General features: G+C 68.1%; 21 protein-coding genes. 11 read left to right on the forward strand and 10 right to left on the reverse strand.

The window, feature by feature from the left end:
* Positions 1–155: 155 nt before the first annotated feature.
* Both PX554_RS14310 and cydD read right to left on the reverse strand, forming a co-directional pair.
* Positions 156–1,784 carry an amino acid ABC transporter ATP-binding/permease protein gene (locus PX554_RS14310; RefSeq protein ID WP_275502808.1) on the reverse strand — a complete coding sequence of 543 codons (1,629 nt, stop codon included), beginning with the start codon at positions 1,782–1,784 and terminating at the stop codon, positions 156–158.
* Positions 1,781–3,445 carry a thiol reductant ABC exporter subunit CydD gene (gene cydD / locus PX554_RS14315; RefSeq protein WP_093224218.1) on the reverse strand — a complete coding sequence of 555 codons (1,665 nt, stop codon included), beginning with the start codon at positions 3,443–3,445 and terminating at the stop codon, positions 1,781–1,783. Before cydD ends, PX554_RS14310 begins: the two co-directional genes overlap by 4 nt.
* Positions 3,446–3,568: 123 nt before the next feature.
* Between cydD and PX554_RS14320 the strand changes: the two genes are divergently transcribed.
* The 4 genes from PX554_RS14320 to PX554_RS14335 all read left to right on the forward strand — a co-directional run bounded on the left by PX554_RS14320 (position 3,569) and on the right by PX554_RS14335 (position 7,243).
* On the forward strand, positions 3,569–5,140 hold the full coding sequence (locus PX554_RS14320; RefSeq protein ID WP_093224217.1) for a cytochrome ubiquinol oxidase subunit I: 1,572 nt from the start codon (positions 3,569–3,571) through the stop codon (positions 5,138–5,140).
* Positions 5,141–5,154: 14 nt separating this feature from the next.
* Positions 5,155–6,294 (forward strand): cytochrome d ubiquinol oxidase subunit II, encoded by a 1,140-nt coding sequence (cydB, locus tag PX554_RS14325; protein ID WP_093224215.1) that lies wholly within the window; start codon positions 5,155–5,157, stop codon positions 6,292–6,294.
* An 18-nt stretch (positions 6,295–6,312) separates the two neighbouring features.
* Positions 6,313–6,435, forward strand: a complete 123-nt coding sequence (gene cydX / locus PX554_RS14330) for a cytochrome bd-I oxidase subunit CydX (RefSeq protein WP_093224214.1) — start codon at positions 6,313–6,315, stop codon at positions 6,433–6,435.
* Between the two features lie 97 nt (positions 6,436–6,532).
* Positions 6,533–7,243 carry a Crp/Fnr family transcriptional regulator gene (locus tag PX554_RS14335; RefSeq protein ID WP_093224212.1) on the forward strand — a complete coding sequence of 237 codons (711 nt, stop codon included), beginning with the start codon at positions 6,533–6,535 and terminating at the stop codon, positions 7,241–7,243.
* 6 nt (positions 7,244–7,249) lie between these two features.
* On the opposite strand, the gene PX554_RS14340 is transcribed toward PX554_RS14335, so the two are convergent.
* Together PX554_RS14340 and PX554_RS14345 are read right to left on the reverse strand one after the other, a co-directional pair.
* Positions 7,250–7,789, reverse strand: a complete 540-nt coding sequence (locus PX554_RS14340; RefSeq protein WP_275502819.1) for a hemerythrin domain-containing protein — start codon at positions 7,787–7,789, stop codon at positions 7,250–7,252.
* 79 nt (positions 7,790–7,868) lie between these two features.
* A complete protein-coding gene (locus PX554_RS14345; RefSeq protein WP_275502820.1) occupies positions 7,869–8,525 on the reverse strand; it encodes an OmpW/AlkL family protein in 657 nt (218 codons plus the stop codon).
* Positions 8,526–8,660: 135 nt separating this feature from the next.
* Here PX554_RS14345 and hemN point away from each other — a divergent pair, with 135 nt between their 5' ends.
* On the forward strand, positions 8,661–10,004 hold the full coding sequence (hemN, locus tag PX554_RS14350) for an oxygen-independent coproporphyrinogen III oxidase (protein ID WP_275503303.1): 1,344 nt from the start codon (positions 8,661–8,663) through the stop codon (positions 10,002–10,004).
* Between the two features lies 1 nt (position 10,005).
* On the opposite strand, the gene PX554_RS14355 is transcribed toward hemN, so the two are convergent.
* The 3 genes from PX554_RS14355 to PX554_RS14365 are packed head-to-tail and all read right to left on the reverse strand — an operon-like array spanning position 10,006 to position 13,647.
* Positions 10,006–11,016, reverse strand: a complete 1,011-nt coding sequence (locus PX554_RS14355) for a zinc-binding alcohol dehydrogenase family protein (RefSeq protein ID WP_275502823.1) — start codon at positions 11,014–11,016, stop codon at positions 10,006–10,008.
* Between the two features lie 3 nt (positions 11,017–11,019).
* A complete protein-coding gene (gene fucP / locus PX554_RS14360; protein WP_338061596.1) occupies positions 11,020–12,324 on the reverse strand; it encodes an L-fucose:H+ symporter permease in 1,305 nt (434 codons plus the stop codon).
* Between the two features lie 33 nt (positions 12,325–12,357).
* Positions 12,358–13,647: an L-fuconate dehydratase gene (locus tag PX554_RS14365; protein ID WP_275502825.1), complete on the reverse strand. Its 1,290-nt coding sequence runs from the start codon at positions 13,645–13,647 to the stop codon at positions 12,358–12,360.
* Positions 13,648–13,816: 169 nt separating this feature from the next.
* Between PX554_RS14365 and PX554_RS14370 the strand changes: the two genes are divergently transcribed.
* On the forward strand, positions 13,817–16,195 hold the full coding sequence (locus PX554_RS14370) for a glycoside hydrolase family 95 protein (protein WP_275502828.1): 2,379 nt from the start codon (positions 13,817–13,819) through the stop codon (positions 16,193–16,195).
* Positions 16,196–16,211: 16 nt separating this feature from the next.
* Here the strand turns inward: PX554_RS14370 and PX554_RS14375 are convergent, their stop codons facing one another.
* Positions 16,212–17,816, reverse strand: a complete 1,605-nt coding sequence (locus tag PX554_RS14375; protein ID WP_275502830.1) for a carboxylesterase/lipase family protein — start codon at positions 17,814–17,816, stop codon at positions 16,212–16,214.
* A gap of 169 nt (positions 17,817–17,985) precedes the next feature.
* On the opposite strand from PX554_RS14375, the gene PX554_RS14380 reads away from it, so the two are divergent.
* From PX554_RS14380 to PX554_RS14400, 5 genes are all read left to right on the forward strand, one after another.
* Positions 17,986–20,184: a TonB-dependent siderophore receptor gene (locus PX554_RS14380; RefSeq protein ID WP_093224202.1), complete on the forward strand. Its 2,199-nt coding sequence runs from the start codon at positions 17,986–17,988 to the stop codon at positions 20,182–20,184.
* Between the two features lie 29 nt (positions 20,185–20,213).
* On the forward strand, positions 20,214–20,528 hold the full coding sequence (locus tag PX554_RS14385) for a hypothetical protein (protein WP_275502834.1): 315 nt from the start codon (positions 20,214–20,216) through the stop codon (positions 20,526–20,528).
* Entirely contained in the window at positions 20,525–22,078 is a 1,554-nt protein-coding gene (locus PX554_RS14390) for a PepSY-associated TM helix domain-containing protein (RefSeq protein ID WP_275502837.1), read from the forward strand. Before PX554_RS14385 ends, PX554_RS14390 begins: the two co-directional genes overlap by 4 nt.
* On the forward strand, positions 22,075–22,359 hold the full coding sequence (locus PX554_RS14395) for a DUF3325 domain-containing protein (protein WP_275502838.1): 285 nt from the start codon (positions 22,075–22,077) through the stop codon (positions 22,357–22,359). Before PX554_RS14390 ends, PX554_RS14395 begins: the two co-directional genes overlap by 4 nt.
* 83 nt (positions 22,360–22,442) lie before the next feature.
* On the forward strand, positions 22,443–23,921 hold the full coding sequence (locus PX554_RS14400) for a lipopolysaccharide biosynthesis protein (protein ID WP_275502839.1): 1,479 nt from the start codon (positions 22,443–22,445) through the stop codon (positions 23,919–23,921).
* 13 nt (positions 23,922–23,934) lie between these two features.
* Here PX554_RS14400 and PX554_RS14405 read toward each other — a convergent pair whose 3' ends face one another.
* Both PX554_RS14405 and PX554_RS14410 read right to left on the reverse strand, forming a co-directional pair.
* Positions 23,935–24,795, reverse strand: coding sequence for an NAD(P)-dependent oxidoreductase (locus tag PX554_RS14405; protein WP_275502841.1), 861 nt, complete (start codon positions 24,793–24,795; stop codon positions 23,935–23,937).
* A 13-nt stretch (positions 24,796–24,808) separates the two neighbouring features.
* The gene (locus PX554_RS14410) at positions 24,809–26,059 is read right to left on the reverse strand and encodes a D-amino acid dehydrogenase (RefSeq protein ID WP_275502844.1); all 1,251 of its coding nucleotides are present in this window, start codon (positions 26,057–26,059) and stop codon (positions 24,809–24,811) included.
* Between the last annotated feature and the right edge of the window lie 12 nt (positions 26,060–26,071).

Raw genomic sequence — 26,071 nt, forward strand, 5'->3', positions numbered from 1 at the left:
GCTCACGCATGGCTCCTTGCTGCAGCGTGCGAAACCGTTTGGAAACAAACCTTGGTTCCATGGCTTTGTCGCGATCCGGTGGGATCTCTCTCGCCGACTCCGCGATGCGGCGGTCCTTTCGTCGCCTCGCGTGACGTCCGTGAGGCTGGTACGCTTCAGGCGACGAGGGGGGGCCTGGTGCCAACCCGATCGGGGCTGATCGCCAGCGTGCGGGGGCACAGGGCGCGCAGCCTCGGGCGGTGTGTGACGAGGATCAGGCCCTGGCCGCTCCGATCGAGGCGGCTGTTCAGGCGGTCGGCGAGCAGCGCCTCGGTCGCGGTATCGAGGCCCTCGCTTGGCTCGTCGAGCAGCAGCCACGGCGCGGGAGCGCAATAGGCGCGGGCGAGCGCCAGGCGCCGTCGCTCGCCACCCGAGAGCCGCGCACCGTTCTCGCCGATCCAACTGTCGAGGCAGCGGTCGAGTGCGCGGACACGGTCGTCGAGGACGGCGTCATGGAGTGCGTCCCACAAGGCCGCGTCGTCCGCCTCGCCGCCCGCGAGCAGCAGGTTTTCGCGGATCGTGCCCGACAGGAGCATCGCGTCCTGCGGCAACCATGCGAAGCAGTGGCGGAGCGCGGGCAGGGGGATTGCGGTGACGTCGGCGCCGTCGAGGGTGATCGTTCCGGAAACGGCGGGGCGCAGACCGATCAGCGTCTCGACGAGCATGGTCTTGCCGGCGCCGGACGGGCCGCTCAGCGCGAGCCGTTCGCCCGGCGCGATGCGGCACGGCGCGGGCTGGTGGAAGGCGAGGAGGGGCGCGTCCGACGGCTTGGCCGAGCCTTGCTCGCTGGGCGAATGCGCCAGTAGCATGTCAAGCCGCGCTTCCGCCTCGCGCATCTTGCCACGGTCGATCTGGCCGCGCAGCAGCGGCGCGGCGCCGTCGAGCGTCATCGCCGCGGCGAGCGCGGCGAGGGCGGCGATGTCCGCGCCCGACGCGGCTGAGAGCAGCGCCGCCGACGACGCCGCGAAGGCGATCGACAGCGCCTGGATCAGCTCGAACCAGCCAGCCACGTTCGCCTGCGCGCGCTGGGCGGCGGCGAGCGTGCGGCTGCGCGCGTCGATGCGATCGGCGGCCCAGCTTTCCAGCGCGAAGCAACGCAGTTCGGGCGCGGCTTCGATCGCCTGCGCGAATTCGTCGCGCAGTGCGCCTGCGGCGATCTGGACCGCGCGGCCGGGTGCCTCGAGCCGGTGCGACAACGCGCGCGCGGCGAGCAGCAGCGCGGCCAGGCACGCGAGGGTGGAGAGCGCGGCGAGTGCGCCGCCCAACACGGTAAGGCACAATCCGGCCACGAGCGCCGCCGCGACACTCCACGGCGCGGAAAGGCGAACGAACCGGGTCTCGATCGCATCGACATCGCCGATCATCCGCGCGGTCGCCTCGCCGGTCGTCAATGTCAGCGCCTTGCCGATGGGCGCGGCGGCGATGGCGCGGAACAGCGCGGGGCGGATGCGGGCGAGCGCGCCGAACGCGGCCTCGTGCGCGGCCAGCCGCTCACCATAGCGAGCGCCGGTGCGCACGATCGCAAGCAAGCGGATGCCCGCGCTCGGCAGCATGTAGTTGAACGCTTGCGCTGCGACCACGCCCGCCGCACCAGCGAAGGCGGCGGCCGTGATGAACCAGCCCGACAGGCCGAGCAGCACCACGGACGCCGCCGCGACGAGTGCCGCGTACAAGGCCGCGCGGCGCAGCAGCGGGCGCTGCGCGCGGCGTTCGGCGGCGATCAGCGTTTCGAGCGTCTGGCTCATGCGGCGTCTCCGAGGCGGACCACACGGTCCGCGATGGCGGCGAGCCGCTCGCTATGCGTGGCGATGATGACGGTGCGACCGGCGCGCGCCCGGTCGATGGTGGCGATCAGATCGGCCTCGGCCCGCGCGTCGAGATGCGCGGTCGGCTCGTCGAGGAGCAGGAGCGGCGCGGCTTTGAGCAGCGCGCGCGCGAGCGCGATGCGCCGTCGCTCGCCGCCCGACAGCCCGCCGCCGCGCGCGTCGATCGGACTGTCGAGCCCCTGTGGACGCTTCACCAGCATCGGGCCGAGACCGGCGGCATGGATCGCGGCGCTGATATCCGGCGCGCACGCCTCGGGCCGGGCGAGCAGCAGGTTGTCGCGGATCGACCCGGCGATGAGGAGCGGGTTCTGCCCGACCCAGGCGGCGAGGGCCGCCACGCCCCCGCTCCGCGCAAGATCGATGCCGCCCACCCGCACCGCGCCGTCGCTCAACGGCGCGAGCCCGAGCAGGAGGTGCAGCAGGCTACTCTTGCCGCTGCCCGACGGGCCGAGCAGCGCGAGCGTCTCGCCGGGTGCGATGTCGAGCGAGAAACGGCTGACGGCGGTCGTGTCCTCGCCGGGGTAGCGGATCGTGACCGCGTCGAACACGATGCCCGGCGCGGCGGGGGGTAAGGGCGCCGGTGCCGCCGGCGCTGGCCGCTCGCCTTCCAGTGCGGCGAGCCGGTCGGCGGCGGTCTCGGCGGCCTGCTTGTCGTGATAGGCGGCTGCGAGGCGGCGCATCGGCGCGTAAAATTCGGGCGCGAGCGCGAGCACGAACAGCGCGCGGCCGAGATCGAGCTGCTCCGGCACCGGGAAGGGCAGGAGGTGGAGCAGGTTGAACCCGCAATAGACCGCGACCAGCGCCACCGAGAGCGCGGCGAAGAATTCGAGCGCGCCCGAAGACACGAACGCGACGCGAAGAACGCGCATCGTGCGCCGGGCGAGCTCGTCCGCCGCCTGGCCGAGCGCATCGGACTCGCGCCGCTCGGCGCCGAAGGCGAGCACGATCGGCAAGGCGCGGACCCGGTCGGCGAAGCGGCCCGACAACCGGGACAGCGCGACGAACTGCTGGCGCGAGACGTCCGCCGCCGCGCCGCCCGCCAGCGCCATCACCAGAATGAACGGCACCAGAGTCGCGAACAGGATGCCGGCCGCGACCGGGCTGGCCAAGGCGGTGGCGGCAAGGATCAGGAACGGCGCGACCGCGGCCGCCTGCCGCGCGGGCAGGAAGCGCGCGACATAGCCGTCGATCGCATCGACCTCATCCACCGCCGCGCTCATCAGCGTGCCGGTGGTTGCGGCCGAACCGGGTGCGCGGTGGAGCGCCGTCTCGACGATCCGGCGGCGCAGGCGCAGCTTGCCCTGCTCCGCGCCGGCGGCGCCGACGCGGGTGGCGAGCATCGCGAACAGCCCGCGCGCGCCGCCCGAGAGCGCCATCAGCCCGGCCCACGGCAGCATCGCGCCGATCGAGGGCACCGCGCCTACCGCACCGGCCAGACCTGCGGCGAAACCGATCGCGGCGGCGGTGTCGAGCACCAGCAGGCTGGTCGATTCGCGTGTACGGCCGCCATCGGCGACGACGCCCTTCAACCATCGCGTACGGGCGCGGGCGAGGCCCGGATTGCTGGTGATCGCATTCATGGACTGTGTCCTCGCCCGATCGGCCGGCGCGGTCTTTGACTCCGGTCAATGTCGATGCGGGCGCCCGCTTCTACCCCGCTGGCAGCTTGGGGCCGAGCCTGGCCTCGTGGGGAGACTCAAATCATGGACCCGGGTGTTATCGACCTGTCGCGGCTGCAATTCGCGTTGACCGCGCTGTACCATTTTCTGTTCGTGCCGCTGACCCTGGGGCTGAGCTTCATGCTCGTCATCATGGAATCGGTCTATGTGATGACCAATCGGCCGATCTGGCGCGTCATCACGCGCTTCTGGGGGCGGCTGTTCGCGATCAACTTCGTGCTCGGCGTTTCGACCGGGCTGACGATGGAGTTCGAGTTCGGCACCAACTGGTCGTATTTCTCGCATTACGTCGGCGACATCTTTGGCGCACCGCTCGCGATCGAGGGGCTGATGGCGTTCTTCCTCGAAGCCACGATGGTCGGCGTGATGTTCTTCGGCTGGAACCGGCTGTCGAAGCTCGGCCATCTGATCGTCACCTTCCTGGTCGCGCTCGGCACCAACCTGTCGGCGCTCTGGATCCTGATCGCCAACGGCTGGATGCAGAATCCGGTCGGCGCGCAGTTCAACCCCGAGACCATGCGCATGGAAGTCTCGCAGTTCGGGCAGGTGCTGTTCAACCCGATCGCGCAGGCCAAGTTCGTCCACACCGTCAGCGCGGGCTATGTCTGCGCATCGGTGTTCGTGCTGGGCATTTCCGCTTTCTACCTGCTGAAAGGCAAGTATCGCGGCGTTGCCAAACGCTCGATGGCGGTGGCCGCCGCCTTCGGGCTGCTGTCCTCGCTGTCGGTGGTCGTGCTCGGCGACGAGAGCGGCTATGCGCTGACCGACAACCAGAAGATGAAGCTCGCCGCGATCGAGGCGGCATGGCACACCGCGCCCGCCCCGGCCGGTATCACGCTGATCGGCCTGCCCGATACGACCGCGCGCACCACGCGCTATTCGGTCGAGGTGCCGTGGGTGCTCGGCCTGATTGCGACCCGCAGCCTCGACAAAGAGGTTACGGGCATGTCCGAACTCGTGCTCAAGGCGCAGGAGCGGATCACCTCGGGCGTGATCGCCTATGACGCGGTCCAGAAGCTCAAGGCCGATCCGGCCAATCTGGCCGAGCGGGCGCGGTTCGAGGCGCACAAGCGCGATCTCGGCTACGCGCTGCTCTTGAAGGCGCATGTCGCCGATCCGCGTACGGCGAGTCCTGAGTTGATCGCCAAGACGGCGTGGGATGTCGTTCCCAACGTGCCGCTGATGTTCTGGAGCTTCAGGATCATGGCGTTCATCGGCTTCTACATGATCGCGCTGTTCGCCACCGCGTTCGTGCTGGCGAGCCTGCGGCGGCACGACAGCACGCGCTGGTTCCTGCGACTGGCACTGTTCTCGCTGCCGCTGCCGTGGGTGGCGATCGAGCTTGGTTGGATCCTGGCTGAGATCGGCCGTCAGCCCTGGGCGATCGAGGGCGTGTTGCCGACCTTCCTCGCCGCATCCTCGCTTTCGCGCGGGGCGCTGTGGACGACGATCTTCGGGTTCACCGCGATCTACGGCGTGCTGGCGGTCATCGAGGTGCGGCTGATCCTCTCCTCGATCAGACATGGGCCGTTCGAGCATCACGAAGACCCGCAGCCGCAACCCGGCCCGCTTCCCGCAACCCCGCTGGTCGCTTGAAAGGGACATAGACCATGTTCGATTATGAAACCCTGCGCCTGATCTGGTGGGTGCTGATGGGGGTGCTGCTGATCGGCTTCGCGCTGACCGACGGCTATGATCTCGGGGTGGCGGCGCTGCTGCCCTGGGTCGCCAGGACCGACGCCGAGCGGCGGATGGTCATCAATACCGTCGGCCCGAACTGGGAAGGCAATTTCGTCTGGTTCATCACCGGCGGCGGTGCGATCTTCGCCGCCTGGCCGTTCGTCTATGCGGTGAGCTTCTCGGGCTTCTACCTGGCGATGTTCCTGGTGCTGGCCGCGCTGATCCTCCGCCCGGTCGGGTTCAAATACCGATCGAAGCGCGCGGACCGTGTGTGGCGGACGCGGTGGGACTATGCGCTGTTCGTCGGTGGCTTGGTGCCCGCGCTGGTGTTCGGGGTCGCGGTGGGCAACGTGCTGTCGGGCGCGCCGTTCCGGCTCGATAGCGATCTGCGGTCCTTCTATGACGGTGGTTTGCTGGGCCTGTTCACGCCGTTCACCCTGCTGTGCGGGCTGCTGTCGGTGGCGATGCTGGTGCTGCACGGCGCGACCTGGCTGACCTTCAAGGTCGAGCATGGCCCCGTCCACGACCGTGTGCGCGGCTATGGCTGCATCGCCGCGGTGGCGGCGGTGGTGTTGTTCGCGCTGGGCGGAGCCTATGTCGCGTTCGGCGACATCGGCTATCACATGGTGAGCGCCGCCGATCCGCTCGGCCAGTCCAACCCGCTGCGCACCACCACCGAGCATGCCGCCGGGGCGTGGCTCGGCAATTACCGACTGTATCCGTGGATGCTGATCGCGCCGGTGCTCGGCTTCGCGGGGACGGTGCTGGCGTTCGTCGGCATCACCAACGGCTGGGAGAAGACCTCATTCGGCGGCTCGGCGCTGGCCGCGACCGGGATCATCTCGACGGTCGGGCTGTCGATGTTCCCGTACATCCTGCCGTCGAGCATCGATCCGCATTCGAGCCTGACGGTATGGAACGCCTCCTCGACCGCGCGGACGCTCGGCATCATGGTGTTCGTGACGGTGGTCTTCCTGCCGATCGTGCTCGCCTACACGAGCTGGGCGTTCAAGGTGATGTGGGGCCGCGTCACCAGCGAGGACGTCCGTACCAATCCGGATTTCTACTGACCGCGAAAGGATCGAACGATGTGGTATTTCACCTGGGTGCTGGGCCTCGGCCTGGCGGTGGTGTTCGGCGTTCTCAACGGGATCTGGCACGAATTCTCGCTGCCGATCGAGGATGACGAGGACGCGGTGACCAATCCGTAATGACAAGGGGCCGGCGCCGCGAGGTGCCGGCCCTTTCTCGTATACGCATATGTCCCTATGGCGAGACAAACAGCGTGCGGTGCAGTATAGGGGCACCATGCTTGTCACCGACATCTGCGCCGATTGTGCCGTGCGGGACCAGTCGCTTTGCGGCAGCCTGACCGACTCGGAACTGACCGCGCTCAACACGCTCGGCCGGCGCCAGAGCGTCGCGCGCGGCGACACGGTGATCTGGGCCGGCGACGAGAGCATCGTCTGCGCCAATCTACTGGCGGGCGTGCTCAAGCTCAGCGCGTCGACTGCCGACGGGCGCGAACAGACCGTCGGCCTGCTCTATCCTGCCGATTTCGTCGGGCGGCCCTATGCCGACCGATCGGACTTCACGGTGACCGCGCTGACCGATGCCGAGTTGTGCGTCTTTCCGCGCAAATCCTTTGAACAGGTACTGGAGGATCACGTCCGCATGGAGCGGATGCTGCTCCAGCGCACCTTCTCCGCGCTGGAGGAGGCGCGGGGACGGATGCTGATGCTCGCGCGCAAATCGGCGGAGGAGAAGATCGCGGGCTTCCTGCTCGGCATGGCGGATCGCGCCGGCAGCGGAGGGTGTCGCGCCACCGCGTCCGGCCCCGTGACGTTCGATCTGCCGTTGACGCGCGGGCAGATCGCGGACGTGCTGGGGCTGACGATCGAGACGGTGAGCCGGCAGTTGACCAAGTTGAAGGCGGCGGGGCTGATCGCGCTGCCAGGCGCGCGCGGGGTCACGATCCGCGATCGGGCTGCATTGCAGGCTCGGGCCGAGCCGGCCTGAGCGGGGTCAGGCGGCGGCGAGCCGTTCGGTGAGCAACGCGCGCGCCTCGCGCGTCAATCGCGAGCCGGCGAGCGCGAGGATCGCCAGTTCCTCGAACGCCATCGCGGCGCGGCAGCCTTCGAAAAAGCACCGCAGCATGTAGCCGAGCGCCTCCGCGCAGATCGTGCGGTGTTCGGGCGCGGTGGCATCCAGCGCTGCGACCAGATCCTGCGCGAGCACCGTGCAGGCGACATGGCGCATGTGAATCTGGTCGAGCAGCGCGTGACACAAGGGGTCGGACCGCGTGCGCGCGAACATGGCGGCGAGCAACTGGTCCTCCCGTTCGATGTGATCGAGGATACGCGATTGAAGCGCGGCGCAGAGATCGTCGATCTCGGCCAGCGTGGGGCGATCGGGAAGCTGGTCGGCGCAGGCCTCGAGCCGCGCGCACAGCCGCTCGGTGGCGGCATGATCCGCGACCAGCCCGACGAGATCGATCTCGTCGATCACATGCCAGCGGCCCACGAAAGGGAAGGGGCTCGCGGTGAAGGTGTCAGGGTCTTGCATGCGGGCTCTCCTCGCCTGCCCGTGTCGGCGTTTGGCGGGCGCACGGCGTTGACCGGAGTCAAAGCCGTGCGCGCGGTGGTCAAAGCCGGAGGCCGAGGCCGATGCCGAAGACGAGCGGATCGACGTTGACCTTCACCTGATTGACCGCGCCGCCGGTGTGGAGCCGGGCCGTGGTGTCCATATCGATGTATTTGATGTCGAGGTTGGCGAAGACCTTGCGCGTGATGTTGACATCGACGCCGGCCTGAAGCGCATAGCCGAAGCTGTCGTTGAGGTGGACCTTGGTATCGCCGATCGCGGCGTTGAGCGCGCCGCTCGCCTTTGACGAATAGAAGATCGTGTAATTCACGCCCGCGCCGACATAGGGCCGCACCTTGGCGTGCGGATCGGCGAAATGATATTGCAGCGTCAGCGTCGGCGGCAGCACCCATGTGCCCGCGAGCTTGTCGATGCCGGAGAGCGCGGCGCGGCCCTGCACGTCATGCTTGGTGGTCGCGAGGATCAGCTCGGTGCCGATGTGGTCGGTCAGCATATAGGTGAAATCGACTTCGGGCGCGTAGCTGTCGGTCACGCCGACGCGGCCGCCGGGGAAGGACGGCTGGACGCCGCCGGATTTCTCGTTGGGCGACACCATGATGGCGCGGACGCGCATCAGCACGTCGCCCTTCTCCTGAGCCTGGGCGGGCATCGCGGCGCAAGCCGCAGCGGTGAGCACGAGGGCGGTGATGATACGCATTTTGGTTCCCCATCTGATTGGTGGGGCCGAGCTAGAACCGGGGCGGGGCGGCAACATTGATCCAGCGCAAATCGCCGGGCCGCCGAATTTGACCGGGATCAAGGATGGTCACGCGGCGTGCTGCGACCAGAGCGCATGCACCGCTACATCCCAGATCTCGCGAGCCGGTCCGTCCCGCGCTACACTAGCTATCCCACCGCGGCGGAGTTTCACGACCGCGTCGGGGCCTTGGATCAGGCCGCCGCGCTGGATGGCGTCGCAGCCGGGACGCCGGTGTCGCTTTATGTCCACATCCCCTATTGCCATGAGATCTGCTGGTATTGCGGGTGCAACACCGGCGCGGTCGGGCGGCCCGAGCGGATGGCCGCGTATCTGGGCGCGCTCGACCGGGAGATCGACGCAGTTGCGGCGCGGTTGCGCGGGCGGGTCGTCGCGGTGCATTTCGGCGGCGGCAGCCCCAACGCCATGCCCGCGGGGGACTTCATCGCGCTGACTGACCGGTTGCGTGCGCGCTTCGACTGCGCCGACCGCCTGGAGATCGCCGCCGAGCTCGATCCGCGCACGCTCGATGCCGCATATTGCGACGCTTTGGCGGCGGCGGGTGTCACGCGGGTCAGCCTCGGCGCGCAGACCTTCGCGCGGAACATTCAGGAGAAGATCAACCGCGTGCAGCCGTATGCGATGGTGGCGCGCGCGGTCGCCGATCTGCGCGCGGCGGGGATCGCGGCGGTGAACCTCGATCTGATGTATGGCCTGCCCGGGCAGGGCGCCGACGACCTGGCCGAGACGCTGGACCTCGCGCTCGATCTCACGCCCGACCGGATCGCGATGTTCGGATATGCGCATATGCCGCGCCTGCTGCCGCGCCAGCGGATGATCGATGATGCGCTGCTCCCCGACGCCGCCGCGCGTTTCGCACAGAGTGCGCTGGCGCATGATGTGCTCGTCGGGGCCGGCTACGCGGCGATCGGATTCGACCATTTCGCGAGGGCGACCGACAGTCTCGCGGTCGCGGCGGCGGAGGGGCGGTTGCGGCGCAATTTCCAGGGTTTCACCGATGAGCCCGGCGAGGCGATCATCGGTCTGGGCGCATCGTCGATCAGCCAATATCCGGGGCTGCTGGTGCAGAACGAGAAGCACGTCGGCCGGTATCGGCTGCGCGCCGCCAATGGCGGGCTGGCCGGCGCGCGCGGGATCGTGCGGTCCGCCGACGACCGGCTGCGCGGCGCGATCATCGAGCGGCTGCTGTGCGACGGCACCGTCGATCTGTCCGAACTCACCCGCGCGCACGGCGCGTGCCTCGGGCCGCTGCATGGCGCGCTGGCGCGGCTGGGCGACCTCGCCGCGCGGGATCTGGTGCGCGTCCGGGGCTGGCGGGTGACAGTGCCGGAACAGGGGCGCGCCTATGCCCGCCTCGTCGCCGCCGCGTTCGACGTCTATCGTCAGCCCGACGCGCTGCGCTTCAGCCGCGCGGTGTGAGTCAGATTTCGACGATCGCCTTGATGACGCCGGCGTCCGGTGCTATCCAGCGCTCGATCACGCCTGGCAGATCGGCGAGCGGCGCGCTGTGCGTGTGCATCGCCGCAGTCGGCACGCGGCCCTCGCGGATCAGCGCGATCACCGCCGCGAAATCGTCGAGCGTGGCGTTGCGGCTGCCGAGCAGCGTGGTCTCGCGCTTATGGAATTCGGGGTCGTTGAAGGTGATGTCGGCCGCGACGATCGATACCAGCACATAGCGGCCGCCGTGCGCGACATAGCCGAAGCCCTTCTCCATCGCCTTGGCGTTGCCGGTCGCGTCGAACACCGCATCGAAGAACGCGCCGCCGCTGATTTCGGCGAGCCGCGCCGGGGTGTCGGCGTCCAGCGGCACCGCTGCCCTCGCGCCGAGCCGCTCGACACAAAAGCCCGCGCGGGCGGCGTTGCCGTCGAGCACGGTGACATCGGCGCCCTTGATGCCCGCGAACAATGCGACCGCCATGCCGATCGGCCCGGCGCCCACCACCAGCACGCGCTCGCCCGCCGTAAGTGCTGCGCGGCGGACGGCGTGATAGCCGATCGCGAGGAACTCGACCATCGCCGCCTGATCGAGCGTGAGCCCGCTCGCGTCGAGCAGATAGCGCGGATCGATCGCGAGCAGTTCGGCGAGTCCGCCGTCGCGGTGGACGCCGAGCACCTGGATGTTGACGCAGCAATTGGTCTTGCCCTTGGCGCAGGCGACGCAATGCCCGCAGAACAGATAGGGCATGATGCACACCGGCGTGCCGGGGGCGAAGCCGCTGGCCGCATCGGTTTGTTCGACCACTCCCGCCAGTTCGTGCCCCATCACGCGCGGATAGCTGAGATACGGCTGGGTACCGCGGAAGATGTGATAATCGGTGCCGCAAACGCCAACGCGACGGATGCGGACCAGCACCTCGCCGGGTGCGGGCACCGGCGTGTCGCGGGTTTCGAGGGCGAGGGTACCGGGTTCGCAGCAGGTTACGACGTGCATCAATCAATCACCAGAGTTTGACGGGAGCGGGCGGCGCAGCGCGCCGAGGGCGAAAGCGGCGATCGCCACGAAGGCGGCGGCGGGCACCAGCATGGCGGTCGCGATCGAGCTGTGGTCCGAGGTCCAGCCCATCAGCGCGGTGAGCGCCGCGCCACCGATGATCGCCATGATGATGAGCGAGGCGCCGGCACGGCGCAGCGGCCCCAGACCCTCGACGCCGAGCGCGAAGATGGTCGGAAACTGGATCGACATGAAGAAGCTCGCCGCGACCAGCGCATAGAGGCCGATCCGTCCGCCTGCCAGCGCGGCGGTGGCGGCGAGCGCGCACGAGATGAGCGAGAACCCGAGCAGCAGCGCCGCCGGCCGCACCCGGCCCATCAGCGCGGTGCCCGAAAAGCGGCCGATCGCGAACAGGACGAGCGACGCGAACAACATGTCCGCCGCGGCGCGCTCGCCGATGCTCGGCACGTTCGCCTCGGCATAGCGGATCGTGAAGCTCCACAACCCGACCTGCGCGCCGACATAGCAGAATTGCGCGAACACCGCCGCCAGCAGCCACGGTTTGCCGAACACGGCGGAGAAGGGCGGGCGGGGCGCGGCGCTGGCGATCTCGCGATCGCCTTCGGGGAAGCGGACGACGATCGTGGCGACCGCGAAGGCGAGCACGACCAGCGCGATGACGAGGTACGGCGTCTGCACCGCCTGCACCTCGGCGCGGTAATAGCCGATCCGCTGCGCGGCCGACATGCCGGCGAGCGTCGCCTCGTCGTGCCGGATGCCCGACAGGATGAAATTGCGGCCGACGAGAATGCCGGTGATCGCGCCGATCGGATTGGCCGCTTGCGCCCAATTGAGACGGCGCGCGGCGGTGGCCGCGTCTCCCAATTCGGTCATCAGCGGGTTGGCCGAGGTTTCCAGAAAGGCGAGGCCCGAGGCGATGACGAACAGCGCGAGCAGAAACAGACCATATTGGCTCGATGCGGCGGCCGGATAGAAGAGCAAGGCGCCGACGGCGTAGAGCACCAGCCCGGTGACGATCCCGGCCTTGTAGCCGCGCGCGCGCAGCAGCAGCGAGGCCGGAATCGCGAACAGGAAATAGCCGAGATAGAAGACCTGCTGAACGAAGCTGGTCGCGAAATCGGTGAGGACGAACGCCTTCTTGAACTGCGCGATCAGGATATCGTTGAGGTTGTTGGCCATCCCCCAGAGGAAGAACAGGCAGACGGTGATCGTGATCGCCGCAGCGTAGCGCCCGCCCGCGCGCGGCGCCTGTTCGCCCCCTGTCGGGATTTCCTCCATCGCCAGCATCGTCTCTCCTCTCGCGCTTGGGTCAGCGGCGTTTCACGCCGTCGTATCGGGTTGGAAGCGGTATCGCGCGAGCGTTTCCGGCTTCATTTCGATCGAGAAACCGGGCCGCGTCGGCGGCAGGTACGCCGCGTCGCGGATCACGCAGGGATCGAGGAAATGTTCGTGGAGATGGTCGACATATTCGATCACGCGGCCCTCGCGCGTGCCGGAAACCGCCACATAGTCGATCATCGCGAGATGCTGGACATATTCGCACAGGCCGACGCCGCCCGCATGTGGGCAGACCGGGAGGCCGTATTTCGCGGCCATCAGCAGCACCGCGAGGATTTCATTGACGCCGCCGATCCGGCACGCGTCAATCTGAACGACGTCGATCGCGCCGGCCATGATGAACTGTTTGAACAGAATGCGGTTCTGGCACATCTCGCCAGTGGCGACCTTGATGTCGCCGATGCCGCGCCGGATCACGGCGTGGCCGAGTACGTCGTCGGGGCTGGTCGGTTCCTCGATGAACCACGGTTTGGCGAAGGCGAGCGCGCGCACCCATTCGATCGCCTGATCCACCTCCCATACCTGGTTGGCGTCGATCATAAGCTTGGCGTCGGGGCCGATCGCCTCGCGCGCGATGCCCAGACGGCGGATGTCGTCGTCGAGATTGGCGCCCACCTTCAGCTTCAGGTGACGGAAGCCCGCCGCGACAGCCTCCTCGGCTAGCCGCCGCAGCTTCTCGTCCGAATAGCCGAGCCAGCCCGCCGAGGTGGTGTAGCAGGGATAGCCCTCCGCCTCGAGCGTGGCGATGCGATCCGCCTTGCCCGGCTCCGCCGCGCGCAACAACGCGAGCGCGTCGTCCGGCGTGATGCAATCGGTGAGGTACCGGAAATCGACCGCGCGAACGATCTCCTCGGGGGACATATCGGCGATCAACCGCCACACGGGCTTGCCCGCCGCCTTCGCCCACAGATCCCACACCGCGTTGACCACCGCGCCGGTGGCGAGGTGGATCGCGCCTTTGTCCGGGCCGATCCAGCGCAACTGGCTGTCAGAGGTCATGTGCCGCCAGAAGCGCCCCGCGTCGGCGGCGATCCAATCGAGATCGAGCCCGACGACAAGGTCACGCAGCGCCGCGATCGCGGCGACGCAGACCTCGTTGCCGCGCCCGATCGTAAAGGTGAGGCCGTGGCCGGCGAGACCCGCCGTGTCGGTATCGAGGATCACATAGGCGGCGGAATAATCGGGATCGGGGTTCATCGCGTCCGATCCGTCGAGCGACGCGCTCGTGGGAAATCGCAGATCGAGCGTCGTGAGGCCGGTGATGCGCGTCATCGGCGAACACCTACCGCCACAATGCAATAACTGGATTTCATATTTGAAAGCTAAAGGTGATCCGCAACCGTAGCAAGGAGAAAACGTCACACATGGGGCATGCCGCGCATCGCTTGCAAACGCGTTTTCACCAAGGCAAACGACACCAAACGAACGATGGAGCGGGATGATGATCGACGAATCAGGAGCGGTCACACGCCGCGAGGCGGTCGCGCTCGCGCTGGCGTCGGGAGGTGCGGGCGCGGTCGCCGCTGGATTGCCGACGCCGGTCGCCGCCGCGCCAGCGAAGGCGGTAGGCGAAACGCTGCTGTGGTACACGCGGCCGGCCGCCGTGTGGACCGAGGCGCTGCCGGTCGGCAACGGGCGGATCGGCGCGATGGTGTTCGGCGGGATCGGCGCGGAACGGCTCCAACTCAACGAAAGCACGTTGTGGGGCGGCGGCCCATACGATCCGGTCAATCCGCAGGCGCGCGCCAGCCTGCCCGAAGTGCGCCGGCTGATCTTCGCGGGGCGTTATGCCGAAGCCGATGCCTACGCCAACGCACATGTGATGGCGACGCCGCTCAAGCAGACCAAATACAAATCGGTTGGCGATCTGGCGATGACCATGCCCGGCGTCGCCGATGCGCGGGCGAGCGAGTATCGCCGCGCGCTCGATCTCGACGCGGCCGAGGCCGAGACCCGCTTCACGCATGATGGCGTGCGTTTCACGCGGACCGTGGTGGCGTCGGCGGTCGATCAGGTGATCGCGGTGCGTATCTCCGCCGACAGGCCGGGCAAGGTCGCGCTGCGGCTCGCGCTCACCACGGGGATGAAGGATTCGTCGGTCGTGATCGAGGACGGCGACACGATCGTCATGACCGGCCGCAACGAATCCGATGAGGGCATACCCGCCGCATTGCGTTTCGCCGCGCGTGTGCGCGTGCTGGCGCAGGGCGGCACTGTCACGCACGACGGCGCTGAGCTGAGCATATCCCGTGCCGATTCGGTGACGGTGCTGATCGCGATGGCGACCAGTTATCGCCGGTTCGACGATGTCGGCGGAGACCCGGATGCGATCACCCGTGGGCAGATCGCCGCCGCCGGCCCCCGCGGCTTCGCGCGCATTGCCGCCGATGCCACCGCCGACCACCGCCGCCTGTTCCGCCGCGTCGCGATCGATCTCGGCGCCAGCCCAGGCCGTGCGCTGCCGACCGACGAGCGCATCGCGGCGGCGGTGACGCACGACGATCCAGGACTGGCCGCGCTCTATTATCATTACGGCCGCTACCTGCTGATCGCCTCGTCGCGGCCGGGCGGGCAGGCCGCCAATCTGCAAGGGCTGTGGAACGAATCGAACAATCCGCCCTGGGGCAGCAAGTACACGATCAACATCAACACCGAGATGAATTATTGGCCGGCGGAGACGACCAACCTCCCCGAATGCGTCGAGCCGTTGGTACGGCTGGTGCGTGACCTGTCGGTGACGGGCGGGCGCACCGCCCGCGAGATGTACGGCGCACGCGGCTGGGTAGCGCATCACAATACCGATTTGTGGCGCGCGACCGCGCCGATCGACGGCGCGCAATTCGGATTGTGGCCGCTCGGCGGGGCGTGGCTGTGCACGCATCTGTGGGAGCATTACGACTTCCACCGCGATACCGCCTTCCTCGCCTCCGTCTATCCGCTGATGCGCGGCGCGTGCCTGTTCTTCCTCGATACGCTCCAGGTCGATCCGACGAGCGGCAGTCTCGTCACCAACCCCTCGATGTCGCCCGAGAATCCGCACGGGCACGGCACATCGCTGATCTTCGGGCCGACGATGGACATGGAGATCCTGCGCGACCTGTTCGATCAGACGGTCGCGGCGGCGAAGATCCTCGGTACGGATGCCGCGCTCTCAGGCGAGATCGCGGCGGCACGCGCCAAGCTGCTGCCGCTCAAGATCGGTTCGGCCGGGCAGTTGCAGGAATGGCCGTTCGACTGGGACATGGGCGCCGACGACATCCACCACCGCCACGTCTCGCACCTCTACGGGCTGTTTCCGGGCGATCAGATCGACCTCGACAGCACGCCCGCGCTGGCCGCGGCGGCGAAGCGTTCGCTGGAAATCCGTGGCGACCGCGCGACGGGATGGGCGACGGCATGGCGGATCAACCTGTGGGCACGGCTGCGCGACGGCGACCATGCGCACGAAATCCTGCGCTTCCTGCTCGGCCCGGAGCGCACCTATCCCAATCTGTTTGACGCGCATCCGCCGTTCCAGATCGACGGAAATTTCGGCGGCACATCAGGCATGACCGAGATGCTGCTGCAAAGCCACGGTGGAGTGATCCGACTGCTGCCGGCGCTGCCGAAGGCGTGGCCGAGCGGATCGGTACGCGGGCTGCGCGCGCGGGGCGGCCATACGCTGGACATCGCTTGGCGCGATGGCGCGCTCGCCTCCGCGACGATCGTCGCCACACGGGCGGGGCCGGCGACGGTAAGCTACGGCGGGGTTTCGAAGCGGATTGAACTGGTGTCTGGCCGCCCTGTCAAACTCACGCAGGCGCGGTTTCGCGCGGCCTGACCCCGGCCGCTTCTAGTCAGGTGCCGGGCTGAATGTAAGGAATGCGGGCAAACAGTTCGCGTTGCCAGCGGCGCGGATCGTGCTCGATCCGGCTGGTCGCGTCGAAGATCATCGTGCTGCGCGCGGCGAGATCATAGCGCGGCCACGGCGGCAGCCCGGCATGGTTGGGGTCACCGGTGCGGGCGAAAGCCACGAAACTGCCCTGCATCGCGGCCGAGGCGGCGCGCGCGTCGGGGCCGGTGCCGGTCTGTGAGCCGGCGGCCCCGAGCGTGCCGAACACGAGCGGGATGTCGATCGTATGGAAGGCGCCGCGCCGGGGATCGGTGCGCGAGGCGAAATCGACCTGATAGACCCAGGCCGGCGCGCCGGCGCGGGCGCGCGCCTCGGCCTCGATCACCTGCCCGCGCCAGCTTCGCCCGGCGGTGCTGGCGGCGTAGAACACCTCGGCTGGCGGCCAATCGGGAAACTGTTTGCGATATTCGCCGACCACCCATTCGGGCAGCACATCGATTCGCAGTTCGGGGGCGAGCCGGTCGGGCAGCGTCTCCCAGGTCAGCGATTCGACCGTGTCGGGCGCGGTAAAGCCGCGCGTCTCGTCGTGGGTGTTGCCGAGGATCATCGGGATAGACCGGCCGATCGGGTTGGCGTCGGGCCAGAATGGGTGGCGGGTCAGCCATGTCATGTCGAGCACGGGCGCGAACGAGAGGCCCCCGGCGATGATCGGGTCGGGCGCGCGCAGCCCTTCGACCAGCTTCGCGGCAGGCATGTCGAGCAACGGCTGAAGCGTGTGGGGGTTCACGCCGACCGCGTCGAGGAACGCGCGTGTGCGTTCCGTGGCGTGGAGTGGCCCTTGCGCCGTGACTTGCTGGCCGCTCATCGTCGCGGCGCGGTGGAACAGGCCCGTCGCGGCGGGCATGCCGGTAAGCGTGGCGATCTTGGCACCGCCGCCCGACTGGCCGAACAACATGATCCGCGCGGGATCGCCACCGAAGGCGGCGATGTTGTCGCGCACCCAGCGCAGCGCGCAGATCAGATCGAGCTGGCCGGCGTTGCCGCTGTCGGGGAAGCGCGGATCGAGCCGCGCGAGATAGAGATAGCCGAACGCGTTGAGCCGGTGGTTCACGGTGACGACGACCACGTCGCCGCGCCCGGCGAGCGCGGCGCCGTCGTTGAGCGGATCGGTGACGCTGCCGGCGGTATAGGCGCCGCCGTGGATGTAGAGCACCACCGGCAGTTTCGCGCGCGGCGCGGGGTTGGCGCTCCAGACGTTGAGGTGCAGGCAGTCTTCGGATTGTGGGCCGTAGGCGCCGGCGGTTTGCGGGCAGACCGGGCCGAAGGCGGTGGCGCCGCGCTCTCTGCCCGGCGTCGCATAGGGGCGCGGCGCGCGAAAACGTTCCGCCGTGGCGTAGCGAATCCCGCGAAAACTCCAGACCGGGGTCGTGACGCCGTCTGTCTGCCCTTCGCCGATGAAAATCCCGGCAGGTGCGGTGATGCGCTTCGCAGGCGTGGCCGCACGCGCGGCGCGGGGCAGCAGGCCGAGGGCGACGCCGGCGGCTCCAGCGCCGAGCACGGCGCGGCGGCCGACCGCTCCAGTCGGATCCTCGTCCAGCGCGTCTGCCATGCCTGTCTCCATCCTCTCACTTCGGTGATGGTAAACCGGTGTCATAAGCGATTGCAATGGCGTGCGGCTTAGCTGCCACGTGCCAATCATCGCATGCTTCTATTAGTGATATTGATAATCGATCTCAAATAGGCCATTGCGCACCCAGGGAATGCACTTGGGGAATGGAATGACGCGTCACCTCTTCACCGGCTTACTGATGAGCGCCGCCGTTTACTGCACGCCGGCATGGGCCGCGCCCGTCATCGATGAGGGCTCGAACGCCGCCGTTGATACTTCCGCCAACGAGGGCGATGACGATCGCGACACGATCGTCGTCACCGGCGCACGACCGCGCACCGAATCGTCGGCAGGCACCAAGAACGCCGCGCCCATCGCCGAGACGCCGCAGTCGATCAGCGTGCTCAGCGCGAGCGACATCGCCGATCTCGGCGTCGCCAATCTCAATCAGGCGCTCCGCTTCGTCGCAGGCGTCACCACCGAGCAGCGCGGATCGAGCGCCGAGGTGTACGACCAGTTCAAGCTGCGCGGCTTCGACGCGCCGCAATTCCTCGACGGGCTGAAGCTGATCGATGGCGCTGCCTACCTCAGCCCGCAGGTGGATGTCTCGCGGCTCGATCGGATCGAAATCGTCAAAGGGCCGGCCTCGGTGCTGTACGGCCAGTCCGGACCCGGCGGCCTCGTCGCGTTGACGAGCAAGCTGCCGCTGGACGAGGATTTCTACGGCGCGGTGGCGGGCACCTATGGCACCTACGATCTCTACCGGGTCGATGGCGATGTGGGCGGTCGCGCCGGCTCGTCGGTGCGTTGGCGCGTCTACGGCAGCGTCAACGGCGCGCACACGCAACAGACGTTCAGCCGGCGCGAGCGCGAGACGATCTCGGGCGCGGTGACGATCGACCTCGACAACGCCACCAAGCTCACGCTGCTCGGCGCCTATTCGCACGATCCGCAGAACGGCAGCTACGGCGTCTTCCCGGCCTCGGGCACGTTGCTCGCCAATCCGAACGGCCAATTGCCGACCGATCGCGATTTCGGCGAGCCGGGCAATTACTTCAAGCGCGATCAGGTGGCGGGCACGTATATCCTGACGCATGAGCTTAACCCGGACTGGGGCATCCGCGCGTCGGGGCGCTATCAACACGCCACCTCGCGGCTCGGCATTGTCTATGCGGCCGGGCCGCTCGCGGGTGACCCGAATTCGGTGATGTTCAACCGTGCCTCCTACGCGACGCGCGAGCGATCCGATTCATGGGTGTTCGACAATCAGGTCCACGGTCGCTTCACCACCGGCGCGATCAAGCATGACGTGCTGTTCGGGGTCGATTATCAGACCGGCACCGCGCGCGATCATTACGCCTTTGGCGGAGCAACCCCGCTGAACGGCTATGCGCCCGCCTATGGTACGATGCCGGTGCCGCAATCACCGGAGCAGGTGCCCGCGAACTTCGGCGTCAACACCATCCGCCCACGCTCGAAACAGGTCGGCGTTTACGCGCAGGACGAGATGTCGATTGGCGGGCTGCGCGTCACGCTGAGCGGCCGGCAGGATTGGGCGGCGGTCCGCCCCGCACCGGATGCGGCGGTGCAGAATACGGAGAAATTCACCTATCGCGCCGGCGCGCTCTACAAGACGGCGTTCGGGCTGGCGCCCTATGTCAGCTATTCGACCTCGTTCGAGCCCAATGGCACGATCAACACCGTGGGGGGCGCCACCGTCACCGCCAAGCCGAGCGAAGGCAAGCAACTCGAGGCCGGTGCGAAATATCTGGTGCCCGGCACGAATATCCTGCTGACCGCCGCCTGGTTCCGCATCGACCAGACCAACGTCATCGTCACCAACCCCGTCACCCAGATCACCTCGCAGAGCGGCCGCTATCGCTCGACCGGCGTGGAGATCGAGGCCAACGCGCCGCTGCCCTACGGCTTCAACGCGCGCCTCGCGTTCAGCCGGCAGAAGGTGCGCAACACGGCGGATGCGGACCCGTCGAAGATCGGCGACGGCATTCTCGGCGTCGGCCGCGGCAACACCACCTTCAACCTCGAATGGGCGCCGCGCGAGGGCGGGCTGAAGGGCTTCGCGATTGGCGGTGCGGTGCGCCATGTCGACAGCATCTATGCCGGCAGCTACACCAACGCGGCCGGAGCGCTGCTGACGCGGCAGAGCACGCCCGGCTTCACCGTGTTCGACGGCCTGCTCCGCTACGATCTGGGCGGTGCGTCGGATCGGCTGCAGGGGCTGGCGCTCAGCGTCAACGCTGCCAATATTCTCGACAAGAAGTACGTCACCACCTGCTATCTCGATTATCAATGGTGCTGGTACGGCAACCGCCGCACCGTCCAAGGCACGATTTCGTATAAGTGGTGATCGCATATGGTCATATGCCGGAGCCCGGCATGAGCCGAACCGTAACCGCGCGGAGCGCGCGCTGGCGGCGGCGTGGCGACACGGCGCTGCGCATCGTCGTCGCGATGCCCGGCGGCTATGCGGTGGCGAGCCTGTGGGCGATGGCGCTCGCGCGGCTGCTGCCGGGCGGCCCGGCGGAGGCGACGGTCGCGGCGACGCTGGTCGGATTCGTGCTGTGCGCGATCACGGCAATGTGGGCATTCGCGGCGCGTAGCGGCTGGCGGGCGTTCTGGACGGTGGTCCTCGCCGGGCTGGTCGCGGGTGCGATCACCTGGGGGTCGGTCCTCGCGAGCGGGCGGGTATGAGCAAGGGCTTCCGCCAGAGCCAGTCGACGCTCCACACCTGGTCGGGCCTGCTGGTCGGCTGGGTGCTGTTCGTCGTGTTCGTGGCGGGCACCGCCGCCTATTGGCGCGAGGCGCTCAACCGCTGGGCGCAGCCCGAACTGCCGCGCATCGAAGACCCCGCGCGGGTGCTGCGCGGCGAGCAGGCCTTCCTGGCCAGGCGCGCGCCCGATGCGATGACATGGTTCATCACCGTCCCCTCCGAGCGCTCGGCGAGCGGCACGGTGTTCTGGGTACCGGGCGCGACGGAAAGGGCCGGGAAGGCGCGCGGCGAGACGCTCGCGACGATCGACGGCAACGGCCAGCCCGTCGTCGCGCGCGAGACGCGCGGGGGCGACTTCTTCTACCGCTTTCACTTCGACCTCCAATATCTGCCGGTGATCTGGTCGCGCTGGATCGTCGGCGTGTGTGCGATGTTCATGCTGGTCGCGATCCTGTCGGGCATCGTCACGCACAAGAAGATCTTCCGCGATTTCTTCACCTTCCGGGGCGGCCGGGGGCAGCGGAGCTGGCTCGACGGGCATAATGCGGCGGCGGTGCTCGGCTTGCCGTTCCACCTGATGATAACCTATACTGGCCTTGTCACGCTGATGACGATGCTGATGCCGTGGGCGGCGGTTGCCAATTATCGTGACCCGAGCGCGTTGTTCACCGCGCTGTTCCCGCAGGCGGCGCCGGTCGCGCGCTCGGGCAGACCCGCGCCGCTGGTCGATCTGACCGCGTTGCTCAAGGACGCCGAGCGACGGTTTGGTGCGCCGGTCGAATATATCCAGGTTGCGTCCCCCGGCGATGCGGTCGCGCGGGTCACGCTGTCGCGGAGCGGCCACGGAACGCTTTCCAGCTACACGCCTTCGCTGAGCTATGACGGGGTGAGCGGGCGGTTGCTATGGGCGTCTCCGCCGGCGGGCGCGGCGGTGCTGACGGCGGGCTCGATGATCGGGCTACACGCCGGGCGCTTCGCCGATGCGCCGCTTCGCTGGCTGTACTTCCTGTGCGGTGTCGGCGGCTCGGTCATGGTGGCGAGCGGGCTGGTCCTGTGGACGGTCAAGCGGCGCGAGAAGTTGGCCGATCCGGCACGTCCGCATTTCGGTTCCCGGCTGGTGGAACGGCTCAACATCGGCTTCGTCGCGGGTTTCCCGGCGGCGATGGTCGGCTTCCTGTGGGCGAACCGCCTGCTGCCCCTCGCGATGGCGGGGCGCGCGCAGGCAGAGATCGACGCGATGTTCGTGTTCTGGGGGGTGCTGATCCTTCACGCTTTCGCGCGCGCGCCGCGCCGCGCGTGGGTGGAGCAACTGGGTCTCGCCGCCGCGCTGCTGCTAGCGTTGCCGGTCTATGACGCGCTCGCGACGCGCAAGGGGTTGCCCGCGACGATCGCGGCGGGCGACTGGACGCTGGCTGGCGTCGATCTCACGCTGCTGGCATTCGGCCTAGGCTTCGGCTGGGCCGCGCGCGCGGTGCATCGTCATATTCCCGCGAAACGGCACACCCGAGCACGTGCGATGGTGCTGGCGTGATCGCGGCGACCTTCGCGGTGGCGCTGGCGAGCTTCCTGTTGTTCGCTTTGGCGACCGACCGCCAGCATCGCGCACGGCTCGGTCAGGCCCTTCCGGCGCGACGACGAACCCTGCTGCGCGGCGGCGCGTGGGCGTGCGTAGCGATCGATTTCGCGCTCGCCCGGCTGGGATGGGGTGGCGTGTTCGGGCCGGTCGGCTGGATGGCGATGCTGATGGCGGGGGCTGCGGCGAGCTTCATCGTGCTCAATTTTTTCCTGCCTGATCGGTCCGGCGGTCGGTAATCCTGCTTTCTCGCGCTTTCTTCACTCTTCCTCCACCCTCGCGCGGATATGGCGGGAATGGTGTTACGCGAGCATTCCAGCCGATGAATTCGACGACCCAGGTGCCGGTGGAAAAAGGCTTCGCGGCGCAGATCGTGCAGGCGATCGCGTGGCGTTCGGGCAGTCAGGTGATCGCGCAGCTCATCATGTGGGCGGCGACTTTCTTCGTGATCCGCATCCTTGATCCGCGCGATTACGGGCTGTTCGCGATGACCCAGAGCGTTTTGGTATTCCTCAGCCTGCTCAACGGGCAGGAATTCACCGCGTCGCTGATCCGCGCGCCGGATCTCGACAGGATGCTGATCCGGCAGGTGTTCGGCATCCTTGTGCTGCTCAACGGCGGCATCGCGCTGGCGCAGGTGATGCTGGCACCGCTCGCCGCGCAGTATTTCCACACGCCGATGGTGGCCAACCTGCTGGTGGTGCAGGCGGCTTTGTACCTCGCGACGCCGTTCGTGGCGCTGCCGAGCGCGCTGCTCAGCCGCCAACTGAACTATAAGGTGCAGGCGAAGGTCAACCTCGTCTCGGCGCTGATCGGTGCGGGTACGTCGCTCGGCTGCGCGCTGGCTGGCTGGGGCGTGTGGACGCTCGTCGCGGCACCGATGTGCGTGATCTGGTCGCGCGCGATCGGCATGATGGTGGCGGCGCGAATCGACGTGCTGCCGAGCTTCCGACTAAAGGGCGCCGGGGTGATCGTGCGGTTCGGTGGCGCGATGCTGCTCAGCTCGCTGCTGTGGTTGTTCCAGACCCAGGCGGATGTCATCATCGGCGGCCGGACGCTCGATGCGTGGCATCTTGGCCTGTATGCGGAATCGCTGTTCCTCGCGCAGATCGTGACGAGCAAGTTCGTCCCGCCGCTCAACGATGTCGCCTTTTCGGCTTACGCCCGGCTTCAGGCCGATCGCGCGACGACGGGCCGCGCGTTCGAGAAATCGGTGCGGCTCATCATGTTCGGCGCACTGCCCTTCTATGTGGGGCTGGCGGCGGTGGCGGGGCCATTCGTCGATGTCGTGCTCGGGCCGAAATGGGACGACGCGACGCCGATCGTCCGCTTGCTCGCGCTCGCGATGCCGTTCCTGACGGTGCAGGTGCTGTTCGCGCCGGCGACCACCGCGCTCGGGCATCCGCGCCTGCAAGTATGGGGCGCGGCGGCGGGCGCCGTCATCATGCCACTCGGGTTCCTGATCGGCGTGCGCTACGGCGCGGTGGGGATGGCGTGGAGCTGGGTGATCGGCGCGCCGCTCCATATGGCGATCACCGCCGCATTGGCGATGCCGATCATCGGCACCTCCGCGCCCGCGCTAATGCGCGCGGTGATGCCGGCGATGATCGCATCGGCGGGAATGGGCGCGGCGGTGCTCGCGACATCCGATCTGATCGCCGGAATGGCGCCGTTGCCGATGCTGGCAATTCTGGTCAGCGTCGGTGTCGTGACCTACGGCGTGCTGGTGCTGCTGGTGGCGCGGCCGATCATCGGCGAGTTCGCGAGCCTGATCGCCGCGCGGCGCGGGGTGCCGGCCTAGCGCGAGGGGAGGGTCAATCGTCCTTCCGTAGCAGCAGTTGGGCGATCGCCGACCAGTCCTTCTCACCCATGCCGGCATCGACCGCTTCGCTCATCCGCGTGCGGACCGCCTCCAGCATCGGCAGGCGCTTGCCGGCTGCCTGTGCGGCCTCGGTGGCGAGCCGCAGATCCTTCAGGCCGAGCTGCATGCGGAAGCCCGGCTCGTATTTGCCCGCCGCGATCGAGGCGCTGTATGTCTCGTAGATGCGTCCGCCGAACAGCGTGCCGAGCATCAGTTCGAAAAATGCCTCGGTGGTCACGCCATTGTCGCCGGTCAGAACCAGCGCCTCGGCCATCGCCTCGATCGCGAAGGTGATCATCATGTTGCCCGCGATCTTGGCGGCGTTGGCCTGGCGGGGATGTTCGCCGAGCACCCAGATCTTGCGCGAGATCGCCTTGAACGCCGGGCGTGCGGTTTCGATCGCCGCCGCATCGCCCGCCACGACGACGCTGAGCTGTCCGGCCGCCGCCGCATCGGGCCGCCCGAACACGGGGGCGGAGAGATAGCCGATCCCCGCCGCGGCATGCGCCGCCGCCAGTTCCTCGGCGAAGGCGACCGAGATCGTGGCGGTGACGGCATGGATCACTCCAGCCCGCGCGCCCGCCAGCAGCCCAGCATCAAGCACGACCGAGCGGATCGCGGCGTCGTCGGACAGCATCGTCAGTACCAGATCGGACTGGAACACCTCGACCGGCGTATCGACCATCCGCGCGCCCGCGATCGGCTTGCCGCCGTCGCCCGAGCGGTTCCAGATCAGCACGTCATGGCCGGCCTTGGCGAGATTCTCCGCCATGCCGCGCCCCATCGCGCCGAGTCCGATCAATCCAACCTGCATGTCGTCCATCCTTTTAATAGCGATCGAGCGCTAGGTCGCCCGTTTCGATATCCGGTTCGCGCCCGCCGATGATGTCGGCGATGATCCGCCCTGACCCGCATGCCATCGTCCAGCCGAGCGTACCATGGCCGGTGTTGAGGAACAGGTTGGGTAGGGCGGTCTTGCCGATCACGGGCGTGCTGTCCGGGGTCATCGGCCGCAGGCCGGACCAGAAGGTCGCGGCCTGCAAGTCGCCGGCGTTCGGAAACAGCCCGCCGACCGAATGTTCGAGCGTGGCGCGACGTGCTTCGGGCAAGTGGTTGTTGAAGCCGGAAATCTCCGCCATGCCGCCGACGCGGATACGATCGTCAAGCCGGGTGATCGCGACCTTGTAGCTCTCGTCGAGCAAGGTCGAGACCGGTGCCCGGTCCGGATCGGTGATCGGCACGGTGATCGAATAGCCCTTCACCGGGAATACCGGCACCTTCAGCCCAAGCGGGCGGATCAGCGCGGGCGAGTGGCTGCCGAGTGCGACCAGATAGGCATCCGCCGTAAGGCGCCCGGCATCGGTGACGAGGCCGGAGATGCGGCCGCTTTCGCTTTCCAGCCGGGCGATCGTGCGACCATATTGGAACATCACGCCGTGCGCCGCCGCGAGATCGGCGAGGCGGTTGGTGAACTTGAAGCAATCCCCGGTCTCGTCGTGCGGCAGGCGCAAGCCGCCGACGATCGGCACATCGCTGTTCGCGAGGCCGGGTTCGGCAGCGAGGCAGCCGGTGCGGTCGAGCAGTTCGAACGGCACTCCGCCTTCGCTCAGAACCGCGATGTCCTTGGCGGTGCCGTCGAGCTGCTTGGCCTCGCGGAACAGTTGCAGCGTGCCAAGCATCCGTTCGTCATAGGTGATGCCGGTTTCCGCGCGCAGCGCGCCCAGGCAGTCGCGGCTATATTCTGCGACGCGCACCATGCGCGCCTTGTTGATCGCATAGCGCTCGGCTGTGCAATTTCGCAGCATGGCGGCCAGCCAGCGGAGCATCGCCATGTCGAGTTGCGGGCGCAGGATCAGCGGGGCGTGGCGCATCATCAGCCACTTCACCGCCTTGCGCGGAATGCCGGGCGCCGCCCAGGGCGAGGCATAGCCGGGTGAAATCTCTCCGGCATTGGCGAAGCTCGTCTCGAGCGCCGGCCCGGCTTGACGATCGACAACGATCACCTCATGCCCGGCGCGCGCGAGATACCAGGCCGAGGTGACGCCGATCACGCCGCTGCCGAGGACGATCACCTTCATTCCGCACAGACT

Origin of the sequence: Sphingomonas pollutisoli (genome assembly GCF_029167165.1) — a bacterium.
Taxonomy (GTDB): Bacteria; Pseudomonadota; Alphaproteobacteria; order Sphingomonadales; family Sphingomonadaceae; genus Sphingomonas; species Sphingomonas pollutisoli.